The 24,763-nt window shown below is 64.3% G+C and carries 22 protein-coding genes, 1 pseudogene and 1 riboswitch; of the genes and pseudogenes, 19 read left to right on the plus strand and 4 right to left on the minus strand.

Annotation, left to right across the window (positions count from 1 at the left end; translation table 11 throughout):
* Positions 1–118 precede the first annotated feature (118 nt).
* The 12 genes from HAP41_RS23600 to HAP41_RS23655 all read left to right on the plus strand — a co-directional run bounded on the left by HAP41_RS23600 (position 119) and on the right by HAP41_RS23655 (position 13,359).
* On the plus strand, positions 119–1,078 hold the full coding sequence (locus HAP41_RS23600; RefSeq protein WP_166096855.1) for a helix-turn-helix domain-containing protein: 960 nt from the start codon (positions 119–121) through the stop codon (positions 1,076–1,078).
* 156 nt (positions 1,079–1,234) lie between these two features.
* Complete coding sequence (adh, locus tag HAP41_RS23605) at positions 1,235–2,752, plus strand: aldehyde dehydrogenase (protein WP_166096853.1); 1,518 nt, start codon at positions 1,235–1,237, stop codon at positions 2,750–2,752.
* A 221-nt stretch (positions 2,753–2,973) separates the two neighbouring features.
* The gene (locus HAP41_RS23610) at positions 2,974–4,326 is read left to right on the plus strand and encodes a glycerophosphodiester phosphodiesterase family protein (protein WP_135213769.1); all 1,353 of its coding nucleotides are present in this window, start codon (positions 2,974–2,976) and stop codon (positions 4,324–4,326) included.
* A gap of 254 nt (positions 4,327–4,580) precedes the next feature.
* On the plus strand, positions 4,581–5,603 hold the full coding sequence (gene pdhA / locus HAP41_RS23615; RefSeq protein WP_063983080.1) for a pyruvate dehydrogenase (acetyl-transferring) E1 component subunit alpha: 1,023 nt from the start codon (positions 4,581–4,583) through the stop codon (positions 5,601–5,603).
* A gap of 29 nt (positions 5,604–5,632) precedes the next feature.
* Entirely contained in the window at positions 5,633–7,033 is a 1,401-nt protein-coding gene (locus tag HAP41_RS23620) for a pyruvate dehydrogenase complex E1 component subunit beta (protein ID WP_166096849.1), read from the plus strand.
* Between the two features lie 3 nt (positions 7,034–7,036).
* Complete coding sequence (locus HAP41_RS23625; protein WP_028149595.1) at positions 7,037–7,339, plus strand: DUF5076 domain-containing protein; 303 nt, start codon at positions 7,037–7,039, stop codon at positions 7,337–7,339.
* 2 nt (positions 7,340–7,341) lie between these two features.
* A complete protein-coding gene (locus HAP41_RS23630) occupies positions 7,342–7,794 on the plus strand; it encodes a nucleoside deaminase (protein WP_014495015.1) in 453 nt (150 codons plus the stop codon).
* Between the two features lie 57 nt (positions 7,795–7,851).
* Entirely contained in the window at positions 7,852–9,195 is a 1,344-nt protein-coding gene (locus HAP41_RS23635; RefSeq protein WP_135213767.1) for a pyruvate dehydrogenase complex dihydrolipoamide acetyltransferase, read from the plus strand.
* Positions 9,196–9,203: 8 nt separating this feature from the next.
* A complete protein-coding gene (locus HAP41_RS23640) occupies positions 9,204–9,437 on the plus strand; it encodes a hypothetical protein (protein WP_014495017.1) in 234 nt (77 codons plus the stop codon).
* A gap of 17 nt (positions 9,438–9,454) precedes the next feature.
* Positions 9,455–10,876, plus strand: coding sequence for a dihydrolipoyl dehydrogenase (gene lpdA, locus HAP41_RS23645; protein ID WP_166096840.1), 1,422 nt, complete (start codon positions 9,455–9,457; stop codon positions 10,874–10,876).
* 142 nt (positions 10,877–11,018) lie between these two features.
* Positions 11,019–12,260, plus strand: coding sequence for a threonine synthase (locus HAP41_RS23650; RefSeq protein ID WP_166096836.1), 1,242 nt, complete (start codon positions 11,019–11,021; stop codon positions 12,258–12,260).
* Positions 12,261–12,387: 127 nt separating this feature from the next.
* Positions 12,388–13,359 (plus strand): tripartite tricarboxylate transporter substrate binding protein BugD, encoded by a 972-nt coding sequence (locus HAP41_RS23655; RefSeq protein WP_166096834.1) that lies wholly within the window; start codon positions 12,388–12,390, stop codon positions 13,357–13,359.
* 79 nt (positions 13,360–13,438) lie between these two features.
* Here the strand turns inward: HAP41_RS23655 and HAP41_RS23660 are convergent, their stop codons facing one another.
* From HAP41_RS23660 to HAP41_RS23670, 3 genes and pseudogenes are all read right to left on the minus strand, one after another.
* Positions 13,439–13,825, minus strand: a complete 387-nt coding sequence (locus tag HAP41_RS23660) for a response regulator transcription factor (RefSeq protein ID WP_071913559.1) — start codon at positions 13,823–13,825, stop codon at positions 13,439–13,441.
* A gap of 87 nt (positions 13,826–13,912) precedes the next feature.
* Positions 13,913–14,595 (minus strand): annotated as a pseudogene (locus HAP41_RS23665) (response regulator transcription factor).
* Positions 14,592–17,018, minus strand: a complete 2,427-nt coding sequence (locus tag HAP41_RS23670; protein ID WP_085404625.1) for a PAS domain S-box protein — start codon at positions 17,016–17,018, stop codon at positions 14,592–14,594. The pseudogene HAP41_RS23665 and the gene HAP41_RS23670 overlap by 4 nt, the downstream one beginning before the upstream one ends.
* Positions 17,019–17,719: 701 nt before the next feature.
* On the opposite strand from HAP41_RS23670, the gene HAP41_RS23675 reads away from it, so the two are divergent.
* Together HAP41_RS23675 and HAP41_RS23680 are read left to right on the plus strand one after the other, a co-directional pair.
* The gene (locus HAP41_RS23675) at positions 17,720–18,118 is read left to right on the plus strand and encodes a hypothetical protein (protein ID WP_224580763.1); all 399 of its coding nucleotides are present in this window, start codon (positions 17,720–17,722) and stop codon (positions 18,116–18,118) included.
* A 253-nt stretch (positions 18,119–18,371) separates the two neighbouring features.
* Complete coding sequence (locus HAP41_RS23680; RefSeq protein ID WP_175618423.1) at positions 18,372–18,674, plus strand: hypothetical protein; 303 nt, start codon at positions 18,372–18,374, stop codon at positions 18,672–18,674.
* 90 nt (positions 18,675–18,764) lie between these two features.
* On the opposite strand, the gene HAP41_RS23685 is transcribed toward HAP41_RS23680, so the two are convergent.
* Positions 18,765–20,951 carry a lytic transglycosylase domain-containing protein gene (locus HAP41_RS23685; protein ID WP_166096829.1) on the minus strand — a complete coding sequence of 729 codons (2,187 nt, stop codon included), beginning with the start codon at positions 20,949–20,951 and terminating at the stop codon, positions 18,765–18,767.
* Between the two features lie 326 nt (positions 20,952–21,277).
* Between HAP41_RS23685 and HAP41_RS23690 the strand changes: the two genes are divergently transcribed.
* The 5 genes from HAP41_RS23690 (at position 21,278) to HAP41_RS23710 (ending at position 24,391) form a co-directional block, all read left to right on the plus strand.
* The gene (locus tag HAP41_RS23690) at positions 21,278–23,014 is read left to right on the plus strand and encodes an adenylate/guanylate cyclase domain-containing protein (RefSeq protein ID WP_166096820.1); all 1,737 of its coding nucleotides are present in this window, start codon (positions 21,278–21,280) and stop codon (positions 23,012–23,014) included.
* Between the two features lie 66 nt (positions 23,015–23,080).
* Positions 23,081–23,317: a hypothetical protein gene (locus HAP41_RS23695; protein WP_166050005.1), complete on the plus strand. Its 237-nt coding sequence runs from the start codon at positions 23,081–23,083 to the stop codon at positions 23,315–23,317.
* 152 nt (positions 23,318–23,469) lie between these two features.
* A complete protein-coding gene (locus HAP41_RS23700) occupies positions 23,470–23,682 on the plus strand; it encodes a hypothetical protein (protein ID WP_063983092.1) in 213 nt (70 codons plus the stop codon).
* A gap of 161 nt (positions 23,683–23,843) precedes the next feature.
* Complete coding sequence (locus tag HAP41_RS23705) at positions 23,844–24,041, plus strand: hypothetical protein (protein ID WP_224580762.1); 198 nt, start codon at positions 23,844–23,846, stop codon at positions 24,039–24,041.
* A 128-nt stretch (positions 24,042–24,169) separates the two neighbouring features.
* Positions 24,170–24,391, plus strand: coding sequence for a hypothetical protein (locus HAP41_RS23710; RefSeq protein WP_166096817.1), 222 nt, complete (start codon positions 24,170–24,172; stop codon positions 24,389–24,391).
* Between the two features lie 75 nt (positions 24,392–24,466).
* Positions 24,467–24,680, plus strand: a riboswitch (cobalamin riboswitch).
* The last annotated feature ends 83 nt before the right edge of the window (positions 24,681–24,763 follow it).

Raw genomic sequence — 24,763 nt, forward strand, 5'->3', positions numbered from 1 at the left:
GCCGCCTTGACGGCAACGCAGCAACGGCCCCATGGCTTCTGCCGCCGTCTGCCTGAGTTGACGCAGATCAACCGGGCCATGCCGGCGCAGCCTAGACTGCCACCCGGAGGAAACAGTGATGAATGGGCCAATGTCCCGGCATCACGCGGCCCGCGTCGAGGCCGCCATTGCGTCAGGCCAGGCCGCGCGCTCCGCGCTGGTGGCCTCATGGCGCCGTTCGTCCCGATTGCATCATCTCGATCCCGCCGGTCGTAGCGCGCCGATGCGGCTGAGCGATGTCGAGTTGCGGCAGGCGCGCGAGCGCGTCGCGCCGCTGCTCGCCGCCGCGCAAGGCGCGATGGACCGGCTCTATCAGGCGGTCGGCGCGAGCGGCTGCTGCGTGCTGCTCGCCGACGGCGCGGGCGTGCCGGTCGACCGCCGCGGCACAGCGGTGGACGATGCGACGTTCCAATCCTGGGGCCTGTGGACCGGCGCGCTCTGGAGCGAGGATCATGAAGGCACCAACGGCATCGGCACCTGCGTCGTCGAGCAGCGCCCGCTGACGATCGACCGCGACCAGCATTTCTTCACCCGCAACACGCTTCTGAGCTGCACCGCCGTTCCGATCTACGACCACGAGGCGGAGTTTGCGGGCGTGCTCGACGTCTCCTCCTGCCGCGCCGACCGGACCGATACGTTTTCCAATCTGATCGCGCTCGCGGCAGGTGAGGCGGCGAGGCGCATCGAGGCCGATCTGTTTCGCCGCGCCTTCGCCCATGCCCGCATTGTGCTGACGCAAGGCGCGGACGGCCAGGCCGGCGGCCTCGTCGCGGTCGATGCAGATGATCTCGTGATCGGCGCGACCCGGTCCGCGCGGGTGGGACTCGGGATTGCGCCCGGCCGTCCCTTGCAGCCGGTGCCCGCGGCTGACCTCCTCGGCGGCGAACCCGCGCATCACCATCTTGCCGGCGGCCAGCGCGCGGTGTTGCAGCGGGCGCTGCTGCGCGCGGACGGCAATGTTTCGGCCGCCGCCAAGGCCCTCGGCATCAGCCGTGCCACGCTGCACAGGAAGCTCAAGCGGTTCGAGCTGAAGCACTGAGGGCCCTTGCCTTGCCCACGACTGTCGCAGAACTGCGACAGGTTACCCCGGCCATCGCTGACGCCCGGGCTGACAGGAAAACGCTCCCGCGACATCGTTGGCGCAAGTCGTGAACACGCGACGAATTGCGCAAACAGCAAACATCGGGAGTGATCAATGAACAAGGTGGAATTCCTCGGCGTCACCCAGGTTCCGTTCGCCGAACGCTATGACAATTTCATCGGCGGCAAATTCGTCGCGCCAATCTCCGGCAAGTACTTTGACAACGCCTCGCCGGTGAACGGCCAGATCGTCTGCAAGATCGCGCGTTCCGATGCGCAGGATGTCGAGGCCGCCCTCGATGCGGCGCACGCCGCCAAGGCCGCCTGGGGACGCACCAGCGTCGCCGAGCGCGCCGCGATCCTGAACCGGATCGCCGACCGGATGGAAGAGAATCTGGAGCGCCTTGCGATTGCGGAGACCTGGGACAACGGTAAGCCGATCCGCGAGACCCGCGCTGCCGATCTGCCACTCGCGATCGATCATTTTCGCTATTTCGCCGGCGTGGTGCGCGCACAGGAAGGCTCGATCGGCGAGATCGACCACGACACCATCGCCTATCATTTCCACGAACCGCTCGGCGTGGTCGGCCAGATCATCCCCTGGAACTTCCCGCTGCTGATGGCATGCTGGAAGCTCGCGCCGGCGCTTGCCGCCGGCAATTGCGTCGTGCTCAAGCCGGCCGAGCAGACGCCGGCCTCGATCATGGTCTGGGCCGAGATCATCGGCGATCTCCTGCCGCCCGGTGTCCTCAACATCGTCAACGGCTTTGGCCTCGAGGCCGGCAAGCCGCTCGCCTCCAGCCCGCGGATCGCGAAAATCGCCTTCACCGGCGAGACCTCCACGGGCCGGCTGATCATGCAATATGCCAGCCAGAACCTGATCCCGGTCACGCTGGAGCTCGGCGGCAAGTCGCCGAACATCTTCTTCAACGACGTCACCGCCGAGGACGACGACTTCTTCGACAAGGCGATCGAAGGCTTTGTGATGTTCGCGCTGAACCAGGGCGAGGTCTGCACCTGTCCGAGCCGGGCGCTGGTCCACGCCGATATCTATGACCGCTTCATGGAGCGGGCGCTGAAGCGCGTCGCCGCGATCAAGCAGGGCGACCCGCGTGCGGCCGACACCATGATCGGCGCGCAGGCATCTAGCGAACAGCTCGCCAAGATCCTCTCCTATATCGACATCGGCAAGCAGGAGGGCGCCAAGGTGCTGGCCGGCGGCGGTCGTGCCGAGCTCGGCGGCGATCTTTCCGGCGGCTTCTACGTCCAGCCGACGGTGTTCGAGGGCCACAACAAGATGCGAATCTTCCAGGAGGAGATCTTTGGTCCCGTCGTCTCGGTCACGACCTTCAAGACCGATGACGAAGCGCTCGCGATCGCCAACGACACGCTCTATGGCCTGGGAGCCGGCGTCTGGAGTCGCGATGCCAACCGCTGCTACCGCTTCGGCCGGGCCATCCAGGCCGGCCGGGTCTGGACCAACTGCTACCATGCGTATCCTGCGCATGCCGCGTTCGGCGGCTACAAGCAGTCGGGCGTCGGTCGCGAGACCCACAAGATGATGCTCGATCACTACCAGCAGACCAAGAATCTGCTGGTCAGCTACAGCCCGAAGAAGCTTGGCTTCTTCTGATCGGGCAAGATCTGATTGGGCAAGATCTGATGGGGCAAGATCTGATCGGGCAGGAGAGGGCGGCGCAATCTTGCGCTGCCCTCTCCGTCGTCATCCGTCTGTCAGAGTCTTGAGACAAGACGACAGAGCCGACCGTATCCGGTTCGGCGCCCGCGGCATTCGAAGCGATGCCGGGCAAAGACGGAGGCTTGGTGATGCGGAACAGTCGTTCAGGACGGACAATGGGTGTCGCAGCGATGCTGTTCGGCGCGGCGGTGCTGCCGCTGTCGATGGCCTTTGCACAGTCCGGCGCGGCGCCAGCTGGCGCCAAGCCCTTCCTGACCGTCGATGGAAAGGCGCCACTGGTCCTTGGACATCGCGGCCTGCCGGGCCTGGTACCTGAAGAGACCGAGGCGTCGTACGACCTCGCCGCGGCGCTCGGGACCGATGCGCTCGAAGAGGATTTGCACCTGACCAAGGATTGCGTTCTGGTCGTGCGTCATAACCCCTGGCTGAGCGACAACACCAACATTGCCGAGGTGGCGAAGACCAATGCGGCCGTCGCCGCCCGCAAGCGAACCGTGCCCGGTGTGCGCGTCAAGGCCCCGTCGGCCACCGGCGTGCCTGCCGACTACCTGACGGATCTGAGCGATCCGGCCGATCCCAAATCGGTGCTGAAGTCGCTGATCGTCGACGGCGAGGATCATACCAACGACTGGTCGATCAGCGATTTCACCATGGCCGAGCTGAAGCAATGGATCGGCGGCACCACCTATGACGCGGCCAACGAGCGGCCGAAAGTCTTCAACGGCAAGCTCCCGATCATCAGCTTCCAGGACGTCATCGACATCGCCAAGGTCAAGAGCAAGGAGACCGGGCGGTCCATCCTCGTCTATCCCGAAACCAAGAACCCGACCTGGAACAATGCCCAGGCGATCGCCAATGGCTGCGGCGCGGCCGGCAGCCGTCCGCTCGAGGATGCCCTGATCAAGATCATCAGGGATAACGGCCTCAACACCAAGGACGCTCCCATCTTGGTCCAGAGCTTCGAACCCGGCAGCCTGAAATATATGCGCAGCCACGGCCTCCAGACGCGGCAGGTCCAACTCGTCGACGGCAACGGAATCGACTTCAAAACCGGCAAGGTTCTCCTCAACAACATCACGAATTCGCGCCCGTTCGACTGGACGGTTGCAGGCGATGCGCGCCTGTACGATGCGATGCTGACGGCCGAGGGGCTTGCCGAGATCAAGACCTACGCCGACGGCATCGGCCCGTGGAAGGCCTATATCGTTCCGCTCAAGATCGCGCCGTGGAAGGACGCAAATGCCGACGGCACGCCCTACAAGGGATCGACGCCGGAGGCTTCGACCCAGGACGCGACCAGCCTTGTCGCGGACGCGCACAAGCTCGGTCTTTTCGTGCATGTCTTCACGTTTCGGAACGAGAAGAAATATCTTGCCGCCGACTATCGCGGCGACCCGAGCCTTGAATATCTCAAATTCTACCGGCTCGGCGTCGATGGGGTCTTCAGCGACTTCACGCACACCGGCGTTGCCGCCCGTGCGGCGTATTTGCGCGAGTTGGGCTGGTAAGGCTGGCACGGCGAATCGGACGCGCGTGGGATTTCGGATACAAAACGGCGCGTCCGATTTCTCTGCGTTGGCTGCCCACGTTCCCTTCGCTGACCGGTGAGCTAAAGTTGCCCGATCGGCGGCAAAGGTTTTGCAAAGTTTCGGCCACGTTGCAGTGCGGCATAATGAAAGTCGCGCCATGCCGCCGCGGTCCTTTCCAAGGGCGTTTGACTTGGGTTAGAGAGGGCTGAAGTTTTCTCTGACCCGGAATTCCCATGGCCGCACCCAAGAAAGCCGCCGCAAGCACTCCACAGGACAAGACCGACGGCGGTTCGCCCCCGGAATTCACCAGAGAGCAGGAGCTCAAAGCGCTCCGCGACATGCTCCTGATCCGGCGGTTCGAGGAAAAGGCCGGCCAGCTCTACGGCATGGGCGCGATCGGCGGCTTCTGCCACCTCTATATCGGCCAGGAAGCCGTGGTGGTCGGCATGCAGATGGCCCTGAAGCAGGGCGATCAGGTCATCACCGGCTATCGCGATCACGGTCATATGCTTGCCACCGGCATGGAGGCCAACGGCGTCATGGCCGAGCTCACCGGCCGGCGCGGTGGCTATTCCAAGGGCAAGGGCGGCTCCATGCACATGTTCAGCAAGGAGAAGCACTTCTACGGCGGCCACGGCATCGTCGGCGCCCAGGTCTCGCTCGGCACGGGTCTGGCCTTCGCCAACCACTATCGTGGTAACGACAATGTCAGCGTCACCTATTTCGGCGACGGCGCGGCCAACCAGGGCCAGGTCTATGAGAGCTTCAACATGGCGGAGCTCTGGAAGCTGCCGGTGATCTACGTCATCGAGAACAACCGCTACGCCATGGGCACCTCGGTGTCGCGCGCTTCGGCGCAGCAGGATTTCTCCAAGCGCGGTGCGTCCTTCAACATCCCCGGGATGCAGGTCGACGGCATGGACGTCCGCGCCGTGAAGGCCGCGGGCGAGGAGGCGGCGGCCTGGTGCCGTGCCGGCAAGGGCCCCTTCATCCTGGAGATGCAGACCTACCGCTATCGCGGCCACTCGATGTCCGACCCCGCAAAGTACAGAACGCGCGAAGAGGTCGAAAAAGTCCGCCACGACCAGGACCCGATCGAGCAGGTGCGCAACCGCCTGCTCGCGGCCAAGGTGAGCGAGGCCGATCTCAAGGCGATCGACGCCGAGGTCCGCGACATCGTCAATGCGTCCGCCGACTTCGCCCAGCATGATCCCGAGCCGGATGCCGCCGAGCTCTGGACCGACATTTATCGCTGAACGCGCGCAAGCTTTCTTTTGGAGTCGATATGCCAATTCAAGTGCTGATGCCCGCGTTGTCGCCCACGATGGAGAAGGGCAACCTTGCCAAGTGGCTGAAGAAAGAGGGCGAGACGATCAAGTCCGGCGACGTCATCGCCGAGATCGAGACCGACAAGGCGACCATGGAGGTCGAGGCGACCGATGAAGGTACGCTCGGCAAGATCCTGATCCCCGAGGGCACCGCCGACGTTGCCGTCAACACGCCGATCGCGACCATCCTCGCCGATGGCGAGACGGCCGCCGATCTCGCCAAGGCGCCGGCCGCGCCCGCGCCGAGCGTCGCGCAGGAAGTCGCCGAATCCCGCTCGCCGGTCGGCGAAGGCAAGCCGATGATCTCGGCGCCGAAGGCTGCGGCTGCCCCTCAGGTCGTTGCCGAGCCCGATCCGGAAGTGCCCGCCGGCACCGCGATGGTGACGCAGACTATCCGCGAGGCGTTGCGCGATGCCATGGCCGAAGAAATGCGCCGCGACGCCGACGTCTTCGTGATGGGCGAGGAAGTCGCTGAATATCAGGGCGCCTACAAGGTGACCCAGGGCCTGTTGCAGGAATTTGGCGCCAAGCGCGTCATCGACACGCCGATCACCGAGCACGGCTTTGCCGGCATCGGCGTCGGCGCTGCCATGACCGGGCTGAAGCCGATCGTCGAGTTCATGACCTTCAACTTCGCCATGCAGGCGATCGACCAGATCATCAACTCAGCGGCCAAGACGCTCTACATGTCCGGCGGTCAGATGGGCTGCTCGATCGTGTTCCGCGGCCCGAACGGCGCCGCCGCGCGCGTCGCCGCCCAGCACAGCCAGGACTACTCGTCCTGGTATTCCAACGTCCCGGGTCTCAAGGTGGTCGCGCCGTTCTCCGCAGCGGACTACAAGGGCCTGCTCAAGGCCGCGATCCGCGATCCCAATCCGGTGATCTTCCTCGAGAACGAGGTGCTCTACGGCCATACCGGCGAAGTGCCGAAGCTCGATGACTTCGTGATCCCGATCGGCAAGGCCCGCATCGTGCGTTCGGGCAGCCATGTCACCATCATCTCCTGGTCGAACGGCATGACCTATGCGCTGAAAGCCGCCGACGAGCTCTCCAAGGACGGTATCGAGGCCGAGGTGATCGACCTGCGCACGCTGCGGCCGATGGATACCGAGGCCATCGTCAACTCGGTCAAGAAGACCGGTCGTGCGGTCACGGTGGAAGAGGGCTGGGCGCAGAGCGGCGTCGGCGCCGAGATCGCCGCGCGCATCATGGAGAACGCCTTCGACTATCTCGATGCGCCGGTTGCGCGCGTCTCCGGCAAGGACGTCCCGATGCCCTATGCCGCGAACCTGGAGAAGCTCGCGCTGCCGTCGGCAGCCGAAGTGGTCGAGGCCGCCAAAGCCGTCTGCTACAGGTAAATCATGGCGGGCCCGAAGGAGCAGCCATTGCCACCCGACGTCCTCGCCCGCGACGATGCGGTCGAGATCCTGCGCGTATTCGTGCTGGACGGCGGGCTGTCGATGGCGTTCCAGCGCGCCTTCGAGGAGCCCGATATGTGGGGCCTCCTGCTCGTCGATCTCGCCCGTCACGCGGCGCGCGCCTATGCGCGCGAGAGCGAATACACCGAGGAGGATGCGCTGAGCCGGATCCTCGAGATGTTCCAGGCGGAGATTGAACGGCCAACCGATACGGGCACGACGACACCGCGCGGGAAGGGGCACTGATCGTGGCGATCGAAGCCCATCATTTCGATTTCATGCTGGAGGCGATCCGCGAGGCGGAGGCCTCGATCGCGCAGGGCGGCCTGCCGATCGGCGCCGTGCTGACGCGCGGCAACGAGATCATCGCCCGCGGCCACAACAACCGTGTGCAGGAAAAGAACGTCATCCTCCACGGCGAGATGAGCTGCCTGCGCGAGGCCGGCGTGATCTCGTTCCACGACACCGTCATGTACACCACACTGTCGCCATGCTCGATGTGCGCCGGCGCACTCGCTCTGTTCAAGGTGAAGCTGGTGGTGATCGGAGAATCCGTCACCTTCCCGGGCTCCAAGGACATCCTCGACAAGTTCGGCATCCCCTGGATCGACCTTGCCGACGACCGCTCCATCACCATGATGAAGAATTGGCGTTCCATCCCTGCCAACGAGCGCCTGTGGCAGGGCGACATCGGCAACTAAACCTGGTCGTCTTCGCTGTCGGAGACGACGTATTGCAAAGTTCTTCTTGAGGTCAGCATGCCCATCAACATCCTGATGCCCGCTCTCTCGCCGACAATGGAGAAGGGCAACCTCGCCAAGTGGCTGAAGAAGGAAGGCGACAAGGTCAAATCCGGCGACGTCATCGCCGAGATCGAGACCGACAAGGCGACCATGGAGGTCGAGGCGATCGACGAAGGCACGATCGCCAAGATCCTCGTGCCCGAGGGCACGCAGGACGTCCCGGTCAACGACGTGATCGCCGTGCTCGCCGGCGAGGGCGAGGACGTGAAGGCGGCTGGTGCCGCCAAGCCCAGTGCCTCGGCCGCACCTCCGAAAGCTGCTGAAGCGCCCACCGCCGCGCCGGCTCCCGCAGCCGCGCCCAAGGCTGCGCCGCCTGCCGCCGCACCGGCGCCGCAGGCCGCAGTTCCGGCCGCGCAGAGCAACGGCCATGGCGGCCGCGTGTTCTCATCGCCGCTGGCGCGCCGTCTCGCCAAGGATGCAGGCATCGACGTGTCGATGGTGACGGGCACCGGCCCGCGCGGCCGCGTGGTGGCGCGTGACGTCGAGCAGGCCAAGTCCGGCAAGGGTCTGAAGGCGCCTGCCGCTGCGCCGTCCGGCGCGCCCTCGATCGCACCGACCATGTCGGACAAGCAGATCCTGTCGCTGTTCGAGCCCGGCTCCTACGAGATCGTGCCGCATGACGGCATGCGCCGCACGATCGCGCAGCGCCTGACCGCGTCGATCCAGAACGTCCCGCACTTCTACCTCACCATCGACTGCGACATCGGCAAGCTGCTCGCCGCGCGCGAGGAGATCAATGCGGCTGCTCCCAAGGACAAGGAGAAGAAGCCGCTCTACAAGATCTCGGTCAACGACTTCGTGATCAAGGCGATGGCCGTTGCGCTCCAGAGGATCCCGAACTGCAACGTCAGCTGGACTGAAAGCGGCATGGTCAAGCACCACCATTCCGACGTCGGTGTTGCCGTGGCGATGCCCGGTGGCCTGATCACGCCGATCATCCGCAAGGCAGAGACCAAGACGCTCTCCACCATCTCCAACGAGATGAAGGATTTTGCCGCGCGCGCCCGCTCGCGCAAGCTGAAGCCGGAGGAATACCAGGGCGGCACCACCGCGGTCTCCAACCTCGGCATGTTCGGCATCAGCCACTTCACCGCCGTGATCAACCCGCCGCATGCAACCATTCTCGCGGTCGGCACCAGCGAGGAGCGGCCGGTCGTCCGCGGCGGCAAGATCGAGATCGCGCACATGATGAGCGTGACCTTGTCCTGTGATCACCGCGCCATCGACGGCGCGCTTGGCGCCGAGCTGATCGGCGCGTTCAAGCAGCTGATCGAAAATCCCGTCATGATGATGGTCTGAGATGGCGCATGACGACGCGCTGGCCCTGGATCTCGATGCTGGTCTCGCTGATCCTCACGCTCAGCCCGCTCGGCCGCGACATCGTTGACTCCGCCTTCTTCGCCGGCGAGGCGCTGTCGCGCAACATCTGGGCGCCGATCGCGCTCACCATCTTCGCCGTCATGGCGGCCGCCATTCTCTCGGAATGGCTGATCAGAACCTACATCCGCAATCGCCGCGCCCGCGGCGCAACGACCGCTTGAGTTGAACGGGAGCCGCCATGGCCGATACATCCTTCGACGTCATCATCATCGGCTCCGGCCCCGGCGGCTATGTCACCGCGATCCGCGCCGCCCAGCTCGGCCTCAAGGTCGCGATCGTCGAGAAGTCCTATCTCGGCGGCATCTGCCTGAACTGGGGCTGCATCCCGACCAAGGCGCTCTTACGCTCCGCCGAGATCTACCACTACATGCAGCACGCCAAGGATTACGGCCTGTCGGCGGAGAAGGTCTCGTTCGACCCGAAGGCGGTGGTGCAGCGTTCGCGCGGCGTCTCGAAGCGGCTGAACGACGGCGTCGGCTTCCTGATGAAGAAGAACAAGGTCAGCGTGATCTGGGGCGCGGCCTCCATCGACGCGCCCGGCAAGGTCACGGTGAAGAAGTCCGACGTCGAGGGCCCCAAGGGAGCGCTGGGCGAGGGGGCTTACCTGGCCAAGCACATCATTATTGCAACCGGTGCGCGGCCGCGCGTGCTGCCGGGGCTCGAGCCCGACAAGAAGCTGATCTGGACCTATTTCGAAGCGATGGTCCCGGAGAAGATGCCGAAGTCGCTGCTGGTCGTCGGCTCCGGCGCGATCGGCATCGAGTTCGCCTCGTTCTTCCACACCATGGGCTCCGAGGTCACCGTGGTCGAGGTGCTGCCGCAGATCCTGCCCGTCGAGGACGCCGAGATCGCAGGCCTTGCCCGCAAGCGTCTGGAAAAGCAGGGCATCAAGATCATGTCCTCGACCAAGGTCACGAAGCTGGAGAAGAAGGCCGACAGCGTCGTCGCCACCATCGACGACGGCAAGGGCAAGCCCGTCACCACCGAGTTCGAGCGGGTGATCTCGGCGGTCGGCGTCGTCGGCAATATCGAGAATCTCGGCCTGGAAAAGCTCGGTGTGAAGACCGACCGCGGCTGTATCGTCATCGACGGCTACGGCAAGACCAACGTTCCCGGCATCTACGCCATCGGCGACGTCGCCGGTCCCCCGATGCTGGCGCACAAGGCCGAGCATGAAGGCGTGATCTGCGTCGAGGCCATCAAGGGCTTGCATCCGCATCCCATGGACAAGAACCTGATCCCGGGCTGCACCTATTGCCAGCCGCAGGTCGCCTCCGTCGGCCTCACCGAAGCCAAGGCCAAGGAAAGCGGCCGAGAGATCCGCGTCGGCCGTTTCCCGTTCGTCGGCAACGGCAAGGCGATTGCGCTGGGCGAGGATCAGGGCCTGGTCAAGGTGATCTTCGACAAGAAGACCGGTCAGCTCCTCGGCGCCCATATGGTCGGTGCTGAAGTCACCGAGCTGATCCAGGGCTACGTCGTCGCGATGAACCTGGAGACGACCGAAGAAGAGCTGATGCACACGGTGTTCCCGCATCCGACCCTGTCGGAAATGATGAAGGAAGCCGTGCTGGATGCGTATGGAAGAGTGTTGAATATTTGATGGGCGCCATCGCCGCCCGCCGCCGTCATTGCGAGCGCGGCGAAGCAATCCAGACGGCCTCTGCGGAAAGAGTCTGGATTGCTTCGCTGCGCTCGCAATGACGAGCAGAGAGCCGTTTGCAAAATAAGAAGGAAACCAACCCATGCACGATAACGACAACCTGACCATCGAACGCCCGACCTTCGTCACCCATCTCGAATGCGCGATGGAGGGCGACCACTATGCCGCCGACCAGGTCCACAATCTCTCCAAGGCCGGCAAGCCGCTTTTGGTGCGCTACGACCTCGCGGGCGTGAAGAAGGCGCTGACCAAGGACGCGCTTGCCCAGCGTCCCGGCGACATGTGGCGCTACCGCGAGCTCTTGCCTGTGCGCAGATGCAAGGACATCGTCTCGCTCGGCGAGGTCACGACGCCGCTGATCCGGCTACCGAAGCTCGGCGCCAAGCTTGGCGGCGGCGAGATCATCGTCAAGGACGAGGGACGCCTGCCGACCGGCTCGTTCAAGGCGCGCGGCCTCGTGATGGCGGTGTCGATGGGCAAGGCGCTCGGCATCAAGCACATGGCGATGCCGACCAACGGCAATGCCGGCGCGGCGCTCGCGGCCTACGCGACCTCGTGCGGCATCAAGACCACGATCTTCTGCCCGGCCGACACGCCCGAGGTCAACGTGAGCGAGATCGAGCTTCAGGGCGCGACCGTCTATCGCGTCAACGGTTATATCGACGATTGCGGCAAGATCGTCGGCGAAGGCAAGGCAAAAGTCGGCTGGTTCGACACGTCTACGCTCAAAGAGCCGTACCGCATCGAGGGCAAGAAGACGATGGGCCTGGAGCTCGCCGAGCAGCTCGGCTGGGACGTGCCCGACGTGATCTTCTACCCGACCGGCGGCGGCACCGGCCTGATCGGCATGTGGAAGGCTTTCGACGAGCTGGAGAAGATCGGGTTCATCGGCTCCAAGCGCCCGCGCATGGTCGCGGTGCAGGCGTCGGGCTGCGCGCCGATGGTGCGGGCCTATGATGCCGGCACCGAGCATGCGACGCGCTGGGAGGACGCCCACACGATCGCGTCCGGCATTCGCGTGCCGCAGGCGATCGGCGACTTCCTGATCCTGCGCGCGGTGCGCGAGAGCAAGGGTTTTGCCATCGCGGTCGACGACGACAAGATCTCGGCGGCGCTGAACGAGGTCGCGCGCGAGGAGGGGCTCTTGCTGTGCCCCGAGGGGGCTGCGACCTACGCGGCCTACAAGGACAGCCTCGCCGATGGCCGCGTCAGCAAGACCGACCGCGTGATGCTGTTCAACTGCGCGACCGGCCTGAAGTACCCGCTGCCGCCGGTGACCCGCACGCTCGATCGCCACAAGCCGATCGACTACACGCAGTTCTAGGCACGACCAGACCGCCGGAGCGCGATGATCGCGCTCTGGCGCGTCATTTCGTCTCTTCACGATCGATCCCTCTTCCCGTACGCGGGAGGGCACAAAAAACAACAAAGACATCGCTGGGGAGAAGACAATGAAGAAGGCCATCTGGGCCGGGCTGCTCGGTATTCTCGCTGTGACCGGCACCGCGCGCGCCGACGACTATCCTTCGCATCCCATCACCGTCATCGTTCCCTTCGCCGCCGGTGGCCCGTCGGATGCGATGGCGCGCGTGCTCGCCGAGCGCATGCGGGTGACGCTCGGCCAGCCGCTGGTGATCGAGAATGTCACCGGCGCGGGCGGCTCGATCGGGGTCGGTCGCGCCGTGCAATCGGCGCCGGACGGCTACACTATCTCCTTCGGCCATCTCGGCACCCATGTTGCCAACGGCGCCGTCTACAAGCTCAAATACGACCTCGTCGCCGATCTCGAGCCGGTTGTGCTGCTGCCGAGCAATCCGATGATCGTGGTGAGCAAGAACGCGGTGCCTGCGACCTCGTTGAAGGAGCTCATCGAGTGGCTGAAGTCGCGGCCGTCGCCGCCGACCGCCGGCACCGCCGGCGCGGGCTCCGGCAGCCATATCGCCGGTGTCTATTTCGAGAGCGTCAGCGGCATCAAGCTGCAATATGTGCCGTATCGCGGCACGGCGCCCGCGCTGAACGATCTCATCGCCGGCCAGATCGACGTCATCATCGATCAGACCTCCAACTCCATCAACCAGGTCCGCGCCGGCACGATCCGCGCCTATGCCATTACCGACGACAAGCGGCTCTCGTCGGCGCCGGACATTCCGACGGCAGCCGAGGCGGGGCTGAAAGGCTTCAACATGACGTTGTGGTCGGGCCTTTGGGTGCCGAAGGGGACGCCGAAGGAGATCGTCACCAAGCTCAATGCGGCCGCTGTGGAAGCGCTGAACGATCCCGCCGTGAAGAAGCAGCTCGAAAGCCAGGGCCTCGAGATGACGCCCAAGGACCAGCTCACGCCCGAAGCGCTCGGCGCGCGCCAGAAGGCGGAAATCGCAAAATGGTGGCCGATTATCAAGGCCGCCGACATCAAGGTGGATTGAGGCGGATTGCCTCTTCGGATGCGGCCACAACGTCAAGTGGCCGCACCCTGTGGAGCAATCAGGTTCACGCGGCGCCGCGTTACGTCTTGGCCTCGCTGTGCTTCGACAGGGCCGCCTCCAGACAATTGATCAGAGCCGGCGTGGAAAACGGCTTCGCGAGAAAGCAGATGGCGCCAGCTTTCAGCGCGCGGTCACGCACGGCATCGTCGGGAAAGGCGGTCATGAAGATAAACGGCGTGCGGTGACCGAGGCCGCGCATATGCATCAGGAGATCAACGCCGCTCATGACCGACATCTGCACATCCGCGATCACGCAGGACGTCGTCCTCAGTTCGGCCGACTGGAGAAATTCGAGAGCGGAGCCAAAGATGTAGACGGTGTATCCCCGCGACGTCAGCAGATTGTTGGTCGCAAGGCGGACGGATGGATCATCGTCAATGACGGAAATGACCGAAGGGACTGACAAGATGATCGCTCCTGATCGGGGAGCGGCCGCGCGCGGCGCAGCCGCCCATCGGAAAATGGGCCCCCGGAGCGACCTTGGAAAGCATACTTAGGTTTGCACCTTTCCCCCCGGGCGTGGAATTCCGAGCACCTCGGTCATTCTGACGAGATCGGCCAATGACTTCGCACCCATTTTCCGCATGATCTGCCCGCGATAGATCTTGACGGTAATCTCAGCCAATCCAAGCTCGGCAGCGACTTGCTTGTTCATCAGGCCGGACGCAACCAGGGCGAGAATGTCGCGTTGACGCGGCGTCAGGCCTTCGAAGCGAGTCCGCACGCTCGACACCGACTTCTCGGCATCGCGCCGCTTGCGATCGCGTTCGATCGCAGCCTGGACCGCGTCCAGCATGTCCTGGTCGCGCACCGGCTTGGTCAGAAAATCGATGGCGCCACTCTTCATGGCCCGGACGGTCATGGGGATATCGCCATGACCGGTGATGAAGATGATAGGCGTGCGAATGTCGGCCTTCACGAGGTCCGCCTGGAGGTCGAAGCCGCTCGAGCCGGGCAGGCGGATGTCGAGCACGAGGCAACTGGGGACCACCGGCGGCTTGGCTTCCATGACCTCCGCCGCCGAGCCGAAGGCCTCCACCCTGAGGCCGACCGATTGGAAGAGATTGGTGAGCGCACGCCGCATTGCATCGACGGATCGTCATCGACGATCAGGACGATCGGATCATCGGCCCCCGCCTGTGCCTGCGCCTGCGTTGGCTTGGCGTGGTCGGTCACGACGCGGCCTCGTGTGGGAAGGGCAGGGCAATCTGGAATGTTGCACCGCTCCCCTCATTTGGGAATGCCGAAAGCCGGCCCGCGTGAGCCTCGATGATCGATCGGCAGATCGATAGTCCCATCCCCAGGCCGCTCGACTTTGTGGTGAAGAACGGCATGAACATGCGGTCTGTCACGTCGCTGTCAAGGCCGAGACCGCGATCCGTCACGGTAAGAAGCAGGTGCTCGTCGCCGTCTCGACTGGAGCGAATTGCCAGCTCGCGCGGGAGCTCGACATTGGCTTGCATGGCTTCGATCCCGTTCATGACGAGGTTGATCAGCACCTGCTGGAGCTGGATCCGATCGCCGCAAATGTTGGGCAGGCCCGACGACAACTCCATCCGCACCGACACGGCATGGGTAGCGAGCTCGCGCCGAACGAGGGCCATCACCTCCCTCACGACCTGATTGATGTCGACTGGGACCATCTCGATTTCGGTCTTTTTCGCGAGCGCCCGGATCCGGCGGATCACCTCGCTGGCCCGATTGGCGTCCTCGACGATCCATTCGACGGAACGGCGCGCAGCGTCGAGATCGGCCGGGTCGCGGCCGAGCCAACCGATACAGGCGTCGGCATTGGAAATGACGGCGGCGAGAGGCTGGTTGATTTCGTGGGCAATCGAGGCGGTGAGCTCGCCGAGCGTCGTGATGCGCGTGACATGAGCGAGCTCGGCTTGCGCTTTGCGCAGGGCATCTTCGGCCTGCTCGGTGCGGATCGCCGCCGTCACATCGCTGCTGACGCCACGATAGCCGAGGAAGTTACCATTCTCGTCATGGAAGGGCTTGCCGCTGGTACGCACGTAAATCTGAGATCCGTTGCGATCCCTGCTGCGGTAAACCAGGTCGCGGAACGGAAGGTGGGCATCGAGCGCCGCGCGATGCTGCTCCCATTTCTCGGGCTCGAACTCGGCATCGGGCGGAATGTCCCAACGGGTCAGCCCGATCAAGCCGGTCGGCACCGGACTGGCTGTATCGGCGTGTTCCGATATCCGGGTGATGCGGTGATCCGGCCCGGTCTCCCAAAACCAGTCCGATGCGGTTTCGGCATAGTCGCGGAAGCGCTGCTCGGATTGCTTGAGCTCGTCAAAGGCCTTTTGCAGTGCTTCTTTTGCGGCGAACTGCTCGGTGACGTCCACGTGCGTGCCGATGATTTCCATCACATCGCCATCGCCGCCTTTCACGGGATGTCCCTCCGTATGGACACGTCGTATCGAGCCGTCCGGACGCGCAATCCGAAAGTCGATTTCGAAGGGCTCCCCCTGGTGGATTGCGCGACGTTCCACGTCGGCAATTCGTCGAAAGTCATCGGCGAGGATCCGTTGCTGGAAAGCCCGCGCCGGGACATCGATCTGGTCCGGCTCAAATCCGAACAGGCGGTAGAGCTCAGCCGATCGGTAGGCAAACTCCTGACGACGCACGTCCCAGGCCCAGCTGCTCGTATGGCTGAGGCGCTGGGCTTCGGCCAGATAGGCCTCACTGCGGCGCAGCCTCTTCTCTGTTTCCTTTGCAATCGTGACATCGGTGACAGCGCCGGCGAACTCGATGCGCCCGGATGCACGTCTCACCGCGCGTGCCACGGAATGGAGATATTTGATGGATCCATCCGGCATCAACAGGCGATATTCATGGTCGAAATCCTCCGCCTCGCGGAAAGCTCGATCAAGGGTCTTGCGGACCGCATCGCGGTCCTCCGGATGGATGCGCTGAAACACGAAGCCCAGGTTCGGCTGCATGGCCGGGTCACATTGGAAAATGCGAAACGTTTCCCTCGACCAGAAGATCTCGTCGGTCGTGGGGCTCAAGCCGAAGCTGCCGGTGCGGCTCAGTTCCTGAGCCTGGGCGAGGTAGGCCTCGCTCTGCCGCAGCGCATCCTCCGCCTCCTTGCGCTGGGTGATGTTTTCGCAGGCGACCAGCACGACCGGCGTGCCGTCGCCGCGCAGCATCGCCTTGGCGTTTTCACGGACCCAGAGAACTGAGCCGTCCTTGCGGATCTTGCGAATCTCCCAGGTGTGCGACTGGTCCACGGTTTCCAGGCACAACCCTACGCATTGACGGACGAAGTCGCGGTCTTCCTCGAAAAAGACGTTCAGCACGGATTGGCCGGTCAACTCGGTCGCCGTGTAACCCAATTGTGCGGCGCCAAACGTGTTCACGTTGAGCACCGTCCCGGCCGGATCGACCATGAAATACATGACCGGATTATGCTCGAACACCTCGCGCCACTGCTTCACGGCGTCGCGTAGATCGACGATGTCCTGTCGCGAGTCATCACCGACCGCGGAACTGTCCTTCTCGCCGGTGCCGAAAGATCGAAGCGCCGCGAGGCCGCCGAGCAGCAATTGTGCGGCCGAATTACCAAATTTCGCGATTTGGCCAGGCATCATCGCGGGCGTCCCGGCTCGCAGGGGTCGAAGCAAGTAGAGCACTTTGCAATCAGGGGAGCAATTCCCTCCGACCAAAGTAGACTCCGCGCCGAAACTCGCGGCAGCCGTGCAGCCTGCCGGCCTTGCGCCGTCTCGTTGCGAAGGTGCGGCGAAGGCCCGGAAAACTACGGGACAAACCTACGTATAGCTCGCGCATCCCAAGTCATAGCGCACATTTACCTCCGTACAATTGAGTCGTCCGTTGCATGCGGACTAGTCTCACAACCATCGAAGGGACGCGATGTGCAAGGCCACAAGCCGGCGATTGGCTCGATGTGCTGCTGATGGCTCCGCGTCCATTGCCCGACCTGCCGCACGCTTGGCTGGTCGCGATTGAGAGGCCGCATTTCAGTAACGAGCGTGGATGGTCGGGCGTCAGCGTACGCGCGAAGCCACGACCATGAGAGCCGGGAGGAGAGCATGATGTGCGATACGCCTGAACACTCCGAGCGTGGCCCTGCCGTAAAAGCTTGCGCAGTCTGTAGCGGCAAGTTTGGCCTGATCCGATATTATTCGTGGCGAGCGCCGCTGTGCTCCAGAAAATGTCTCGATCGCTTCAGGGCGCGCCGCGAACGCGACCGCCGATGGTTGTTTCGATTTCAAGCGGCATGAGGACTAGCCCTTCGATCGGCTCCATTCGGCAATTCTGAACCGGAGGCTGCGTGCTGAACCGTGCTTGCAAGCTCCTCTTGATGATCGCGCTGCCGCTTCCGTTGGTAACGGGAGTGAAGGCCGACGAGCTCGGACAGGATGGTGCACATCGTCATCATCCGCTCCAGGATCAGCTCCTGCACGAGAGGTTCTATTCCAGCTGGCACATGCCCGATAATCCCGTGCTCAGCTGCTGCAACAGCGCGGATGGCTACCCGACCGAGGTGCGATACGTCGACGGCCGGATCTACGCGCGGCGCCGGGAAGACGGGAAGTACATCCTCATTCCATCCCAGAAGGTCGAGCGAAACAGGGACAATCCCGACGGCCGCAACCATCTTTGCGCGCCGCCGCCGTCCGCCTCTCTGGTCGACACGGTCTACTGCTTCGCGTTGGGAGGTGCCACGTGAGATTCATATTGGTGAACGGCAGGACCCCTTTCCGCAAGACGTTCTGTCTATGGTGCTGCGAGGAGATCAGCGGCGGTTATCTGCGCGACGCGAAGACGCTGCTGCCCTATTGCGGCTACGAGTGTTACGCGCTCCATCACGAAGCGGCGCCGTTGATCGAGAGGCGAGCGCAAGCGGCGTCTTGAGCTGACGGGTGGGCGAAGCGCATCGGCCGATGCGACTGCTGGCAGGGGAGGACAGGACGTTGAAATTCATGCTCGTCAACCAGGACCAACCGCGCCATGGCGTTACTTGCAGCGCGTGCGCCCGGCCGCTGGGCTCGAGCTACGTCCGGCATGTGTCCACGCAACGGCAGTACTGCGAGTATGATTGTTACCGCCGGTATCAGCAGACGAGCATGGAAGCGCTCTGGCCTTACCGCAGTTCGCTCGAGATGGTCACGGTGTTGGCGGCCATTTCGAGCTGGAGCTGGATGATGCAATTCGGCGCGCTCTCGGGCGCGCTGACGGAAGCATTTCTGCGCGCGCACGAACCTTCTGACCACGGAAGGAGGTGACGGCTAGCCTAACGATGCGGGCCGCGCAGAGTCGGCGGCCGCAGTCACTGCATCCAGCTTCGCGCCGCGTCCAGCCCCGGCGTTGCGAAGCTAGGGCGCGGCGGCTGCGGCCGCTGCCGTGGGTGCCGCGCTGACTTCGTGCGTCGTGACGCGTTGCTCGGACTTCGCCGTGGCTGTGCCGCTGCCCTCGAACCGGGCGCGGTAGACCAGCACATTCTCCATCACGCGCTGGACGTAGTTGCGCGTCTCCGACAGCGGGATGCGCTCGACCCAGTCGACCGGATCGACCTTGGGGTCGCGCGGGTCGCCGCGCGCCTGCACCCATTCGCGCACCCGGCCGCGGCCGGCATTGTAGCCCGCGAAGGTCATGATCTGGTCGCCGCGATATTCCGACAGCAGCGCGCTGAGCTCGGCCGCGCCCATCTGCGTGTTGTAGACGGGATCGGACACCATCCTGTCCCAGTCATAGGTCAGGCCAAAGCGTCTTGCGGTATCGCGGCCCGCCTCCGGGGTCACCTGCATCAGCCCGACCGCGTTGGCGGCAGACTTGTCGCGCTGGTCGAACGAGCTTTCGGTGCGTGCCACCGAATAGATCACGCTGGTCTCGATCGCTGGCGCGACCTGCTTGTGCTCGGGAATGCCGATGGTCGGGAAGGCGTAATGGTCGAGCGCAAGCCCGCGCGCCAGCGCCGACTTGCCGACCTCCAGCATCACGCGCGCATCGTTGCGCCGGCCGGCGAGTTCGCCGAGTGCTTCCAGCGCTGCGACGTCGGTGCTCTCCTTGGCAAGATCCTCGGCATAATAGAACACCATGTCGCGCTCGCCGATGCCGTAGAGCATCTCGGCGGCGCGGACGCGCTCGTCCGCGGGCTGCGTGTCGGCCGCGGCCAGCACGGGCGAGGGCGGGCGCAGCTCGATCCCGTCGACGCCGAGCCTGGCGCGTGCGAGCTGGCCGTAATAGGCGGTCGGATAGCGCGCCGCCGCCTGATAGCTCATGCGGGCATCCGCCGTCGCCCCCATCGCCTCGGCCGCGCGGCCGCGCCAGTAATGCGCACGCGACAGCGCGATCGGATTGGCCGAGCCTTCGTCGATCGCGGCGAAATGCACCATGGCCGCCTTGGGATCGTCGAGATAGCGCAGCGCGATCCAGCCGCACATGAAGTGGTAGTCGACGCGATAGACTTCCATCGCGGGCACCGCCGCCGCACGCACCACGTCGTAGGCAGTCTTGAACTTGCCCTGGTCGAGCAGCTTTCGCGCGAGCAGGCGCCGCTCGCGCCACCAGGCATCGGTGTCCTGGGCCACCATCGTGTCGGGCGCGGCGGCCAGGATCACCTCGGCGGCGTCGTCGATGCGGTCGTTCTGGAGATGCCACTGCGCGCGGCAGAGGACGTAGCCGAGATCGCGGCGTGCTTCGGTCGAGACGTCCTCGAGATAATCCTTGGCCTTGTTGGCCTTGCCGGTGACCGCCGAGCAGGCCTTGACGATCGCGAGCGCGTCTTCGCCGAGCCGCTTGGCCGCGCGCCTTGCACCGGCGTAGTCCTTGGCGCCGAGGCGCTTGTCCATGCGGGCGCGATGATCGTCAGCGGTCAGGAGATCGCGGAACGCCTCGTAGGAATCCTCCTCGCTGCGCTCGGACAATTCGTCCGTGCGCCAGGCCTCGCGCACCAGGCGCGTAGCCCTGTCATTGTCGCCTTCACTCAGGAGCACGCGGGCGAGCGCGAACTTGCCCTTGGCGCTGGTCGGCCGGTCCATCGTGAACTTGTGCACGGCCGCCGCGTCGCTCTTCTCCTGCCACAGCCGCGCTTCGGCGCGGCGGCGGAGTAGGGCGCTGCTCGGCCAGTCCGGATTGGCGGCGAGGAAGGCGGCGTAGCGCTTGAAGGGTGCCGTGCTCTCGGAATGGCGCAGCAGGAACCAGTCGGCGAGCTTCTGTCCGGCCGGATCGGCAATGCGGTCGCGCGCGGCGCTCGCATCCTCGGTCTTGCCCTTGCGCGCGAGATCGATGGCGTCCTTCAGCGCGGCGAGGTCGCCGGTGAGCGGCGGGGCTGCCTGTTTGTCCGAGGGCTCGTCGTCCTTCTTCGACTTGCGCTTGGCCTCGGCGTGCTTGCCATGGCGCGACTTGACCGCAACATGGCGCTGCTTGCCGCCGGCTTTCGTCTCATGCGTTTTCTTTGACGCCGACGATTTGTGACTGCTCTTCGCTGCCAGCTCGGCAGGAAGAAGGGCCAATGCGGCCACGGCAATGACACACGCGAGCGAGCGTAGGCACTGGTTCATTCGATGGTCCCCCTGCGAAACCACTACAAACCAAGGTCCGCGACGACATGCGGCTTGAGAATCAAAGACGACACCCAAAACGATGCCACGACATCGTTTCGCAGTCCTCACGCTCCTTCAACAATGCGGCAAAATACCGATGGGAACTCGGGAACTTCCGAAATGGCGGAAAGGGTAACGTCTTCAACCTTTGTTAACGAATGGGGCTCGCGCGACGGTTGCGCGCGGTCAGGGGCGTCGCAAGGGCCAGATTGCGCGTGTTCCCGCCGCCAAAACCGGTGTATTGAGTTCCCAACCGGTCCTTTCAGCTCTTACCCCCACCGCTCATGCCACTTTTCAACCAGTCGATCAGGCGCAAGATCGTCGGGATCGCCCTCGGATTGATCGTCCTGATGCTGGTCACCGCGATTCTTTCGATGGTGATGTCGAGCCAGGTCGGCGTCCTGCTCGACGAGCTGACCGATCGCTACATTCCGGCCTACGGCCATCTGGCGCGCGCCAACATCCGCTCGCTGGAGCGCTCGGTGGCGCTGCGGCGGATGGTCATGATGAAGATGCAGGCACCCTCGGAGGAGGAGGCCTATGCGGCGCGCCTGCGCGAATTCGAGGAGGCCGATCGGAAGATCGACGAGGAAGGCGAGGCCGCGCGCACGCACATCAACGCGATCATCGACGACAAGAGGACGCCTTCCGACAATGCCGGGCTGGCGCGGATCGAGACCCGCATCGAAACCGCTCTCACCGAGCTGCGTCACGACATGAATGAGGACCACGCAAAACTCCTCAAGCAGGTCGAAGGCAAGCAGATGACGGAGGCGCGCGGGACCCTGGAGCATCTCGACACCATACGCGACCAGTTCAACCAGAAGATCGACGCGATCCGCGCCGACATGCTGAAGCAGGTCTTCGCCAGTACGGCGACAGTGATCGGTCGCCAGCACCAGGCGATGATCATTTCGGGCATCGTCACCATCCTCGCGGCGGTGGTCGGATTTGCTTTCGCGCTCCTCGTCTCCAGTGGCATCACGCGACCGGTGCGGCTGTTGCTCGCCGGCACCCGCGAGGTCGAGGCGGGCCGCTTCGACAAGGCCATCACGGTCTCGACCCAGGACGAGATCGGCGAACTCGCCGCCGCCTTCAATCGCATGATCGAGCAGCTGCGGCACAACGAGCGGATTCGTGAGACCTTTGGCCGCTATATCGATCCCAAGGTGGCGCAGGGGCTGATCGACCGGCCCGAGGTTGCCATCGACGGCCAGCGCCGGGTGATGACCATCATGTTCTCCGACATGAGCGGCTTCACCTCGATGAGCGAGGGCATGACCCCACGTGGCCTCGTCAAGGTGATGAACCACTATTTCACGGTGATGTCCGCGCCGATCCGGAGCCATCGCGGCGTCATCGATAAATATATCGGCGATGCCATCATGGCCTATTGGGGCCCTCCCTTCATTGAGGAGGACGAGCCGGCGCTGTTCGCCTGCTACGCCGCCATCGACATGGCCGATGAGGTGCCGGCGTTGCAGAAGCAATTGCCTGACCTGCTCGGCATCCGCGCCATGCCAGGCCCTTGCGATCTGCGCATCGGGATTGCCACCGGCGAGGTCCTGACCGGCAGCATCGGCTCCGAGCTGATGATGAGCTTCACCGTGATGGGCGATGCCGTGAACCTCGCTTCGCGGCTCGAACTGGTCAACAAGATCTACGGCACGCGGATCCTGATCGCGCAGGCCACGGCGGACGCGATCGGCTCGAACCTCGAGCTGCGCGAGATCGATCGTCTGGCGGTGGCCGGCCAAAGCGCATCGCAGGCCATTTTCGAGGTGATGAGCAAGGCGCACGGGCTCAGCGTCCCGCAGGAGAGCCTGCGCGCGCGCTACGCCGAAGGCCTCGCCGCCTACCGCGCGCAGCGCTTCGACGAGGCTCGCGCCGCGTTCAATGCAGCGCTCGAAGCCGTGCCCGGCGACGGTCCCTCGCGCACGCTGCTCGGCCGCATCGCGCAGTTCGAGGCCAATCCGCCGGACGCCAATTGGGACGGCGCCTGGCGGCTGGAGCAGAAATAGCTGTTCTTGCTGGGCTTGCACCGCCCTTGCTGGAAAAAACGTTTCTACTCGATAACGATGTTCGCCGTGACCTATTTCTCAGGCTTAGGTTTGACGTCCCTTGTGGCGTTTGATGGGGACACGCCGATGACAGAACTTCATGACAGGCTGGAACGGTTCGAGACGCTCACCGCCGAATGCGAGCTGATTGCCAAGCTCGCCACCGACAGCACCAAGCGCGAGTTCTATCTGAGACTCTCGGAGCAGTATCGTCAGCTGGCGGTGGATATGCGGAAGGCGATCGCGACCAAGGCCGCGGCCTGACGCCGCCTGCAATCCGTTCTTAATGTTTGGCGCGCATCCTTTGAGGATGCGAGCGTCGCGATCATGATTGCTCGCATTGGGAATGCCGAGGTCCGTTGCGGTGCAGCGCATCTCGCTGACGTCGCTTTGCCGCTCCTCACCAGGGCAATCCCATGCGCCTTCTCGCAGTCCTCATCTTCGCGCTCATGACGGCCGCCTGCAACCAGGAGCAGGACATCACCGGCTCGACCCCGGTCTGTGCGATGCGGAACTACAGCTCCTACAATCCCCGCGACATGAACCAGTGCGTTGCCGCCTGCAAGGCGTGCGACCACGGCAACACCGTCACCTGCACCACGTCATGCACCCTCAAGGGTGCCCACTGAGCGGCGGCGCTGGCTGGAGCTAGCGCTGAGGGTGCTCGGGCACCGGAACGATTCACATGGGTTAGTCATTGAAGGGGCAGGCAGGACGCGGAGTCCTATGGAATGGGTATGCTCGATCCCGGTCGGTTCCTGGTGTCTGCTCGCATTGCGATGCATGGCCGATGGCGGCCAACGTCAAACGTTCGAGCTGGTCGGCGTCGCCGCACGAGGTCCGCTTCGTATGCCCGCGCTGTCGCCGCGAGGAGACCGCCATCATCTCGGCCTCCGGTGAGCTGACCCCGATCCGGCGCATCGACGCTCCGCTGCGCGATGTCACCGCGGCCTGGGCTCAGGCCCAGCGGCCAAGAGGTCGGGCGTAGCCCGCCCGTCACAGGACCAAGAGATCGGGCGTAGTCGGCTCTGCGCAACGCCTTGCGCGGTCCGTTTTTGGAACCCAGCCTACGCCGACGCGTTTCCGCTCCGACATCAACGCACCGAGGCCCTGCGAATGATCAGCGAGCATTTCGACACCCGCACCCGGATCAACATGAAGCTGGCGCTGGATCGGGTCTGCCGCAATCGCCCGGTCGGCGAGGACCATTGCTTTCGCAGGTCCGTTGCCGAGAACATCATCCGCTGCGCGCTCACGGGCCGCACCGGCATCGGCCAGCTCGTCGATGCCGGCGAGCTGGCGGTGATCAGGACGCGTTCGGAGCGGGAGCCGGCCTGATTGCGCCGGCTCAATCTCCGGTGCGGTGCTTGGCCCGTCATGCAACCGGCCGATTGACTCTCCGCTTGCCCGCCCCGTAGATTGGCCGGTGACGGTTCTCCTCACGGAGATCAAAAGGGAACGTCGTGCGAGGTTTTCCCGATACCGGGATATTCTCAACGCCACGGCTGCCCCCGCAACTGTAAGCGGTGAATCTTTCGTCATATGCCACTGGGAATCTCGGTCCTGGGAAGGCGACGTAAGGTAACGACCCGCGAGCCAGGAGACCTGCCGTCAGCCGTGGTCACACGCGAAGATGTCGGTCGGGGAGTACAGACATTAGCTTCACGGGAGCAATCGAACGCTCCGCCGTGAAACCTCGTTCGCTGTGAC

Source organism: Bradyrhizobium barranii subsp. apii (assembly GCF_011516635.5).
In the GTDB taxonomy this organism is placed as follows: Bacteria; Pseudomonadota; Alphaproteobacteria; order Rhizobiales; family Xanthobacteraceae; genus Bradyrhizobium; species Bradyrhizobium barranii.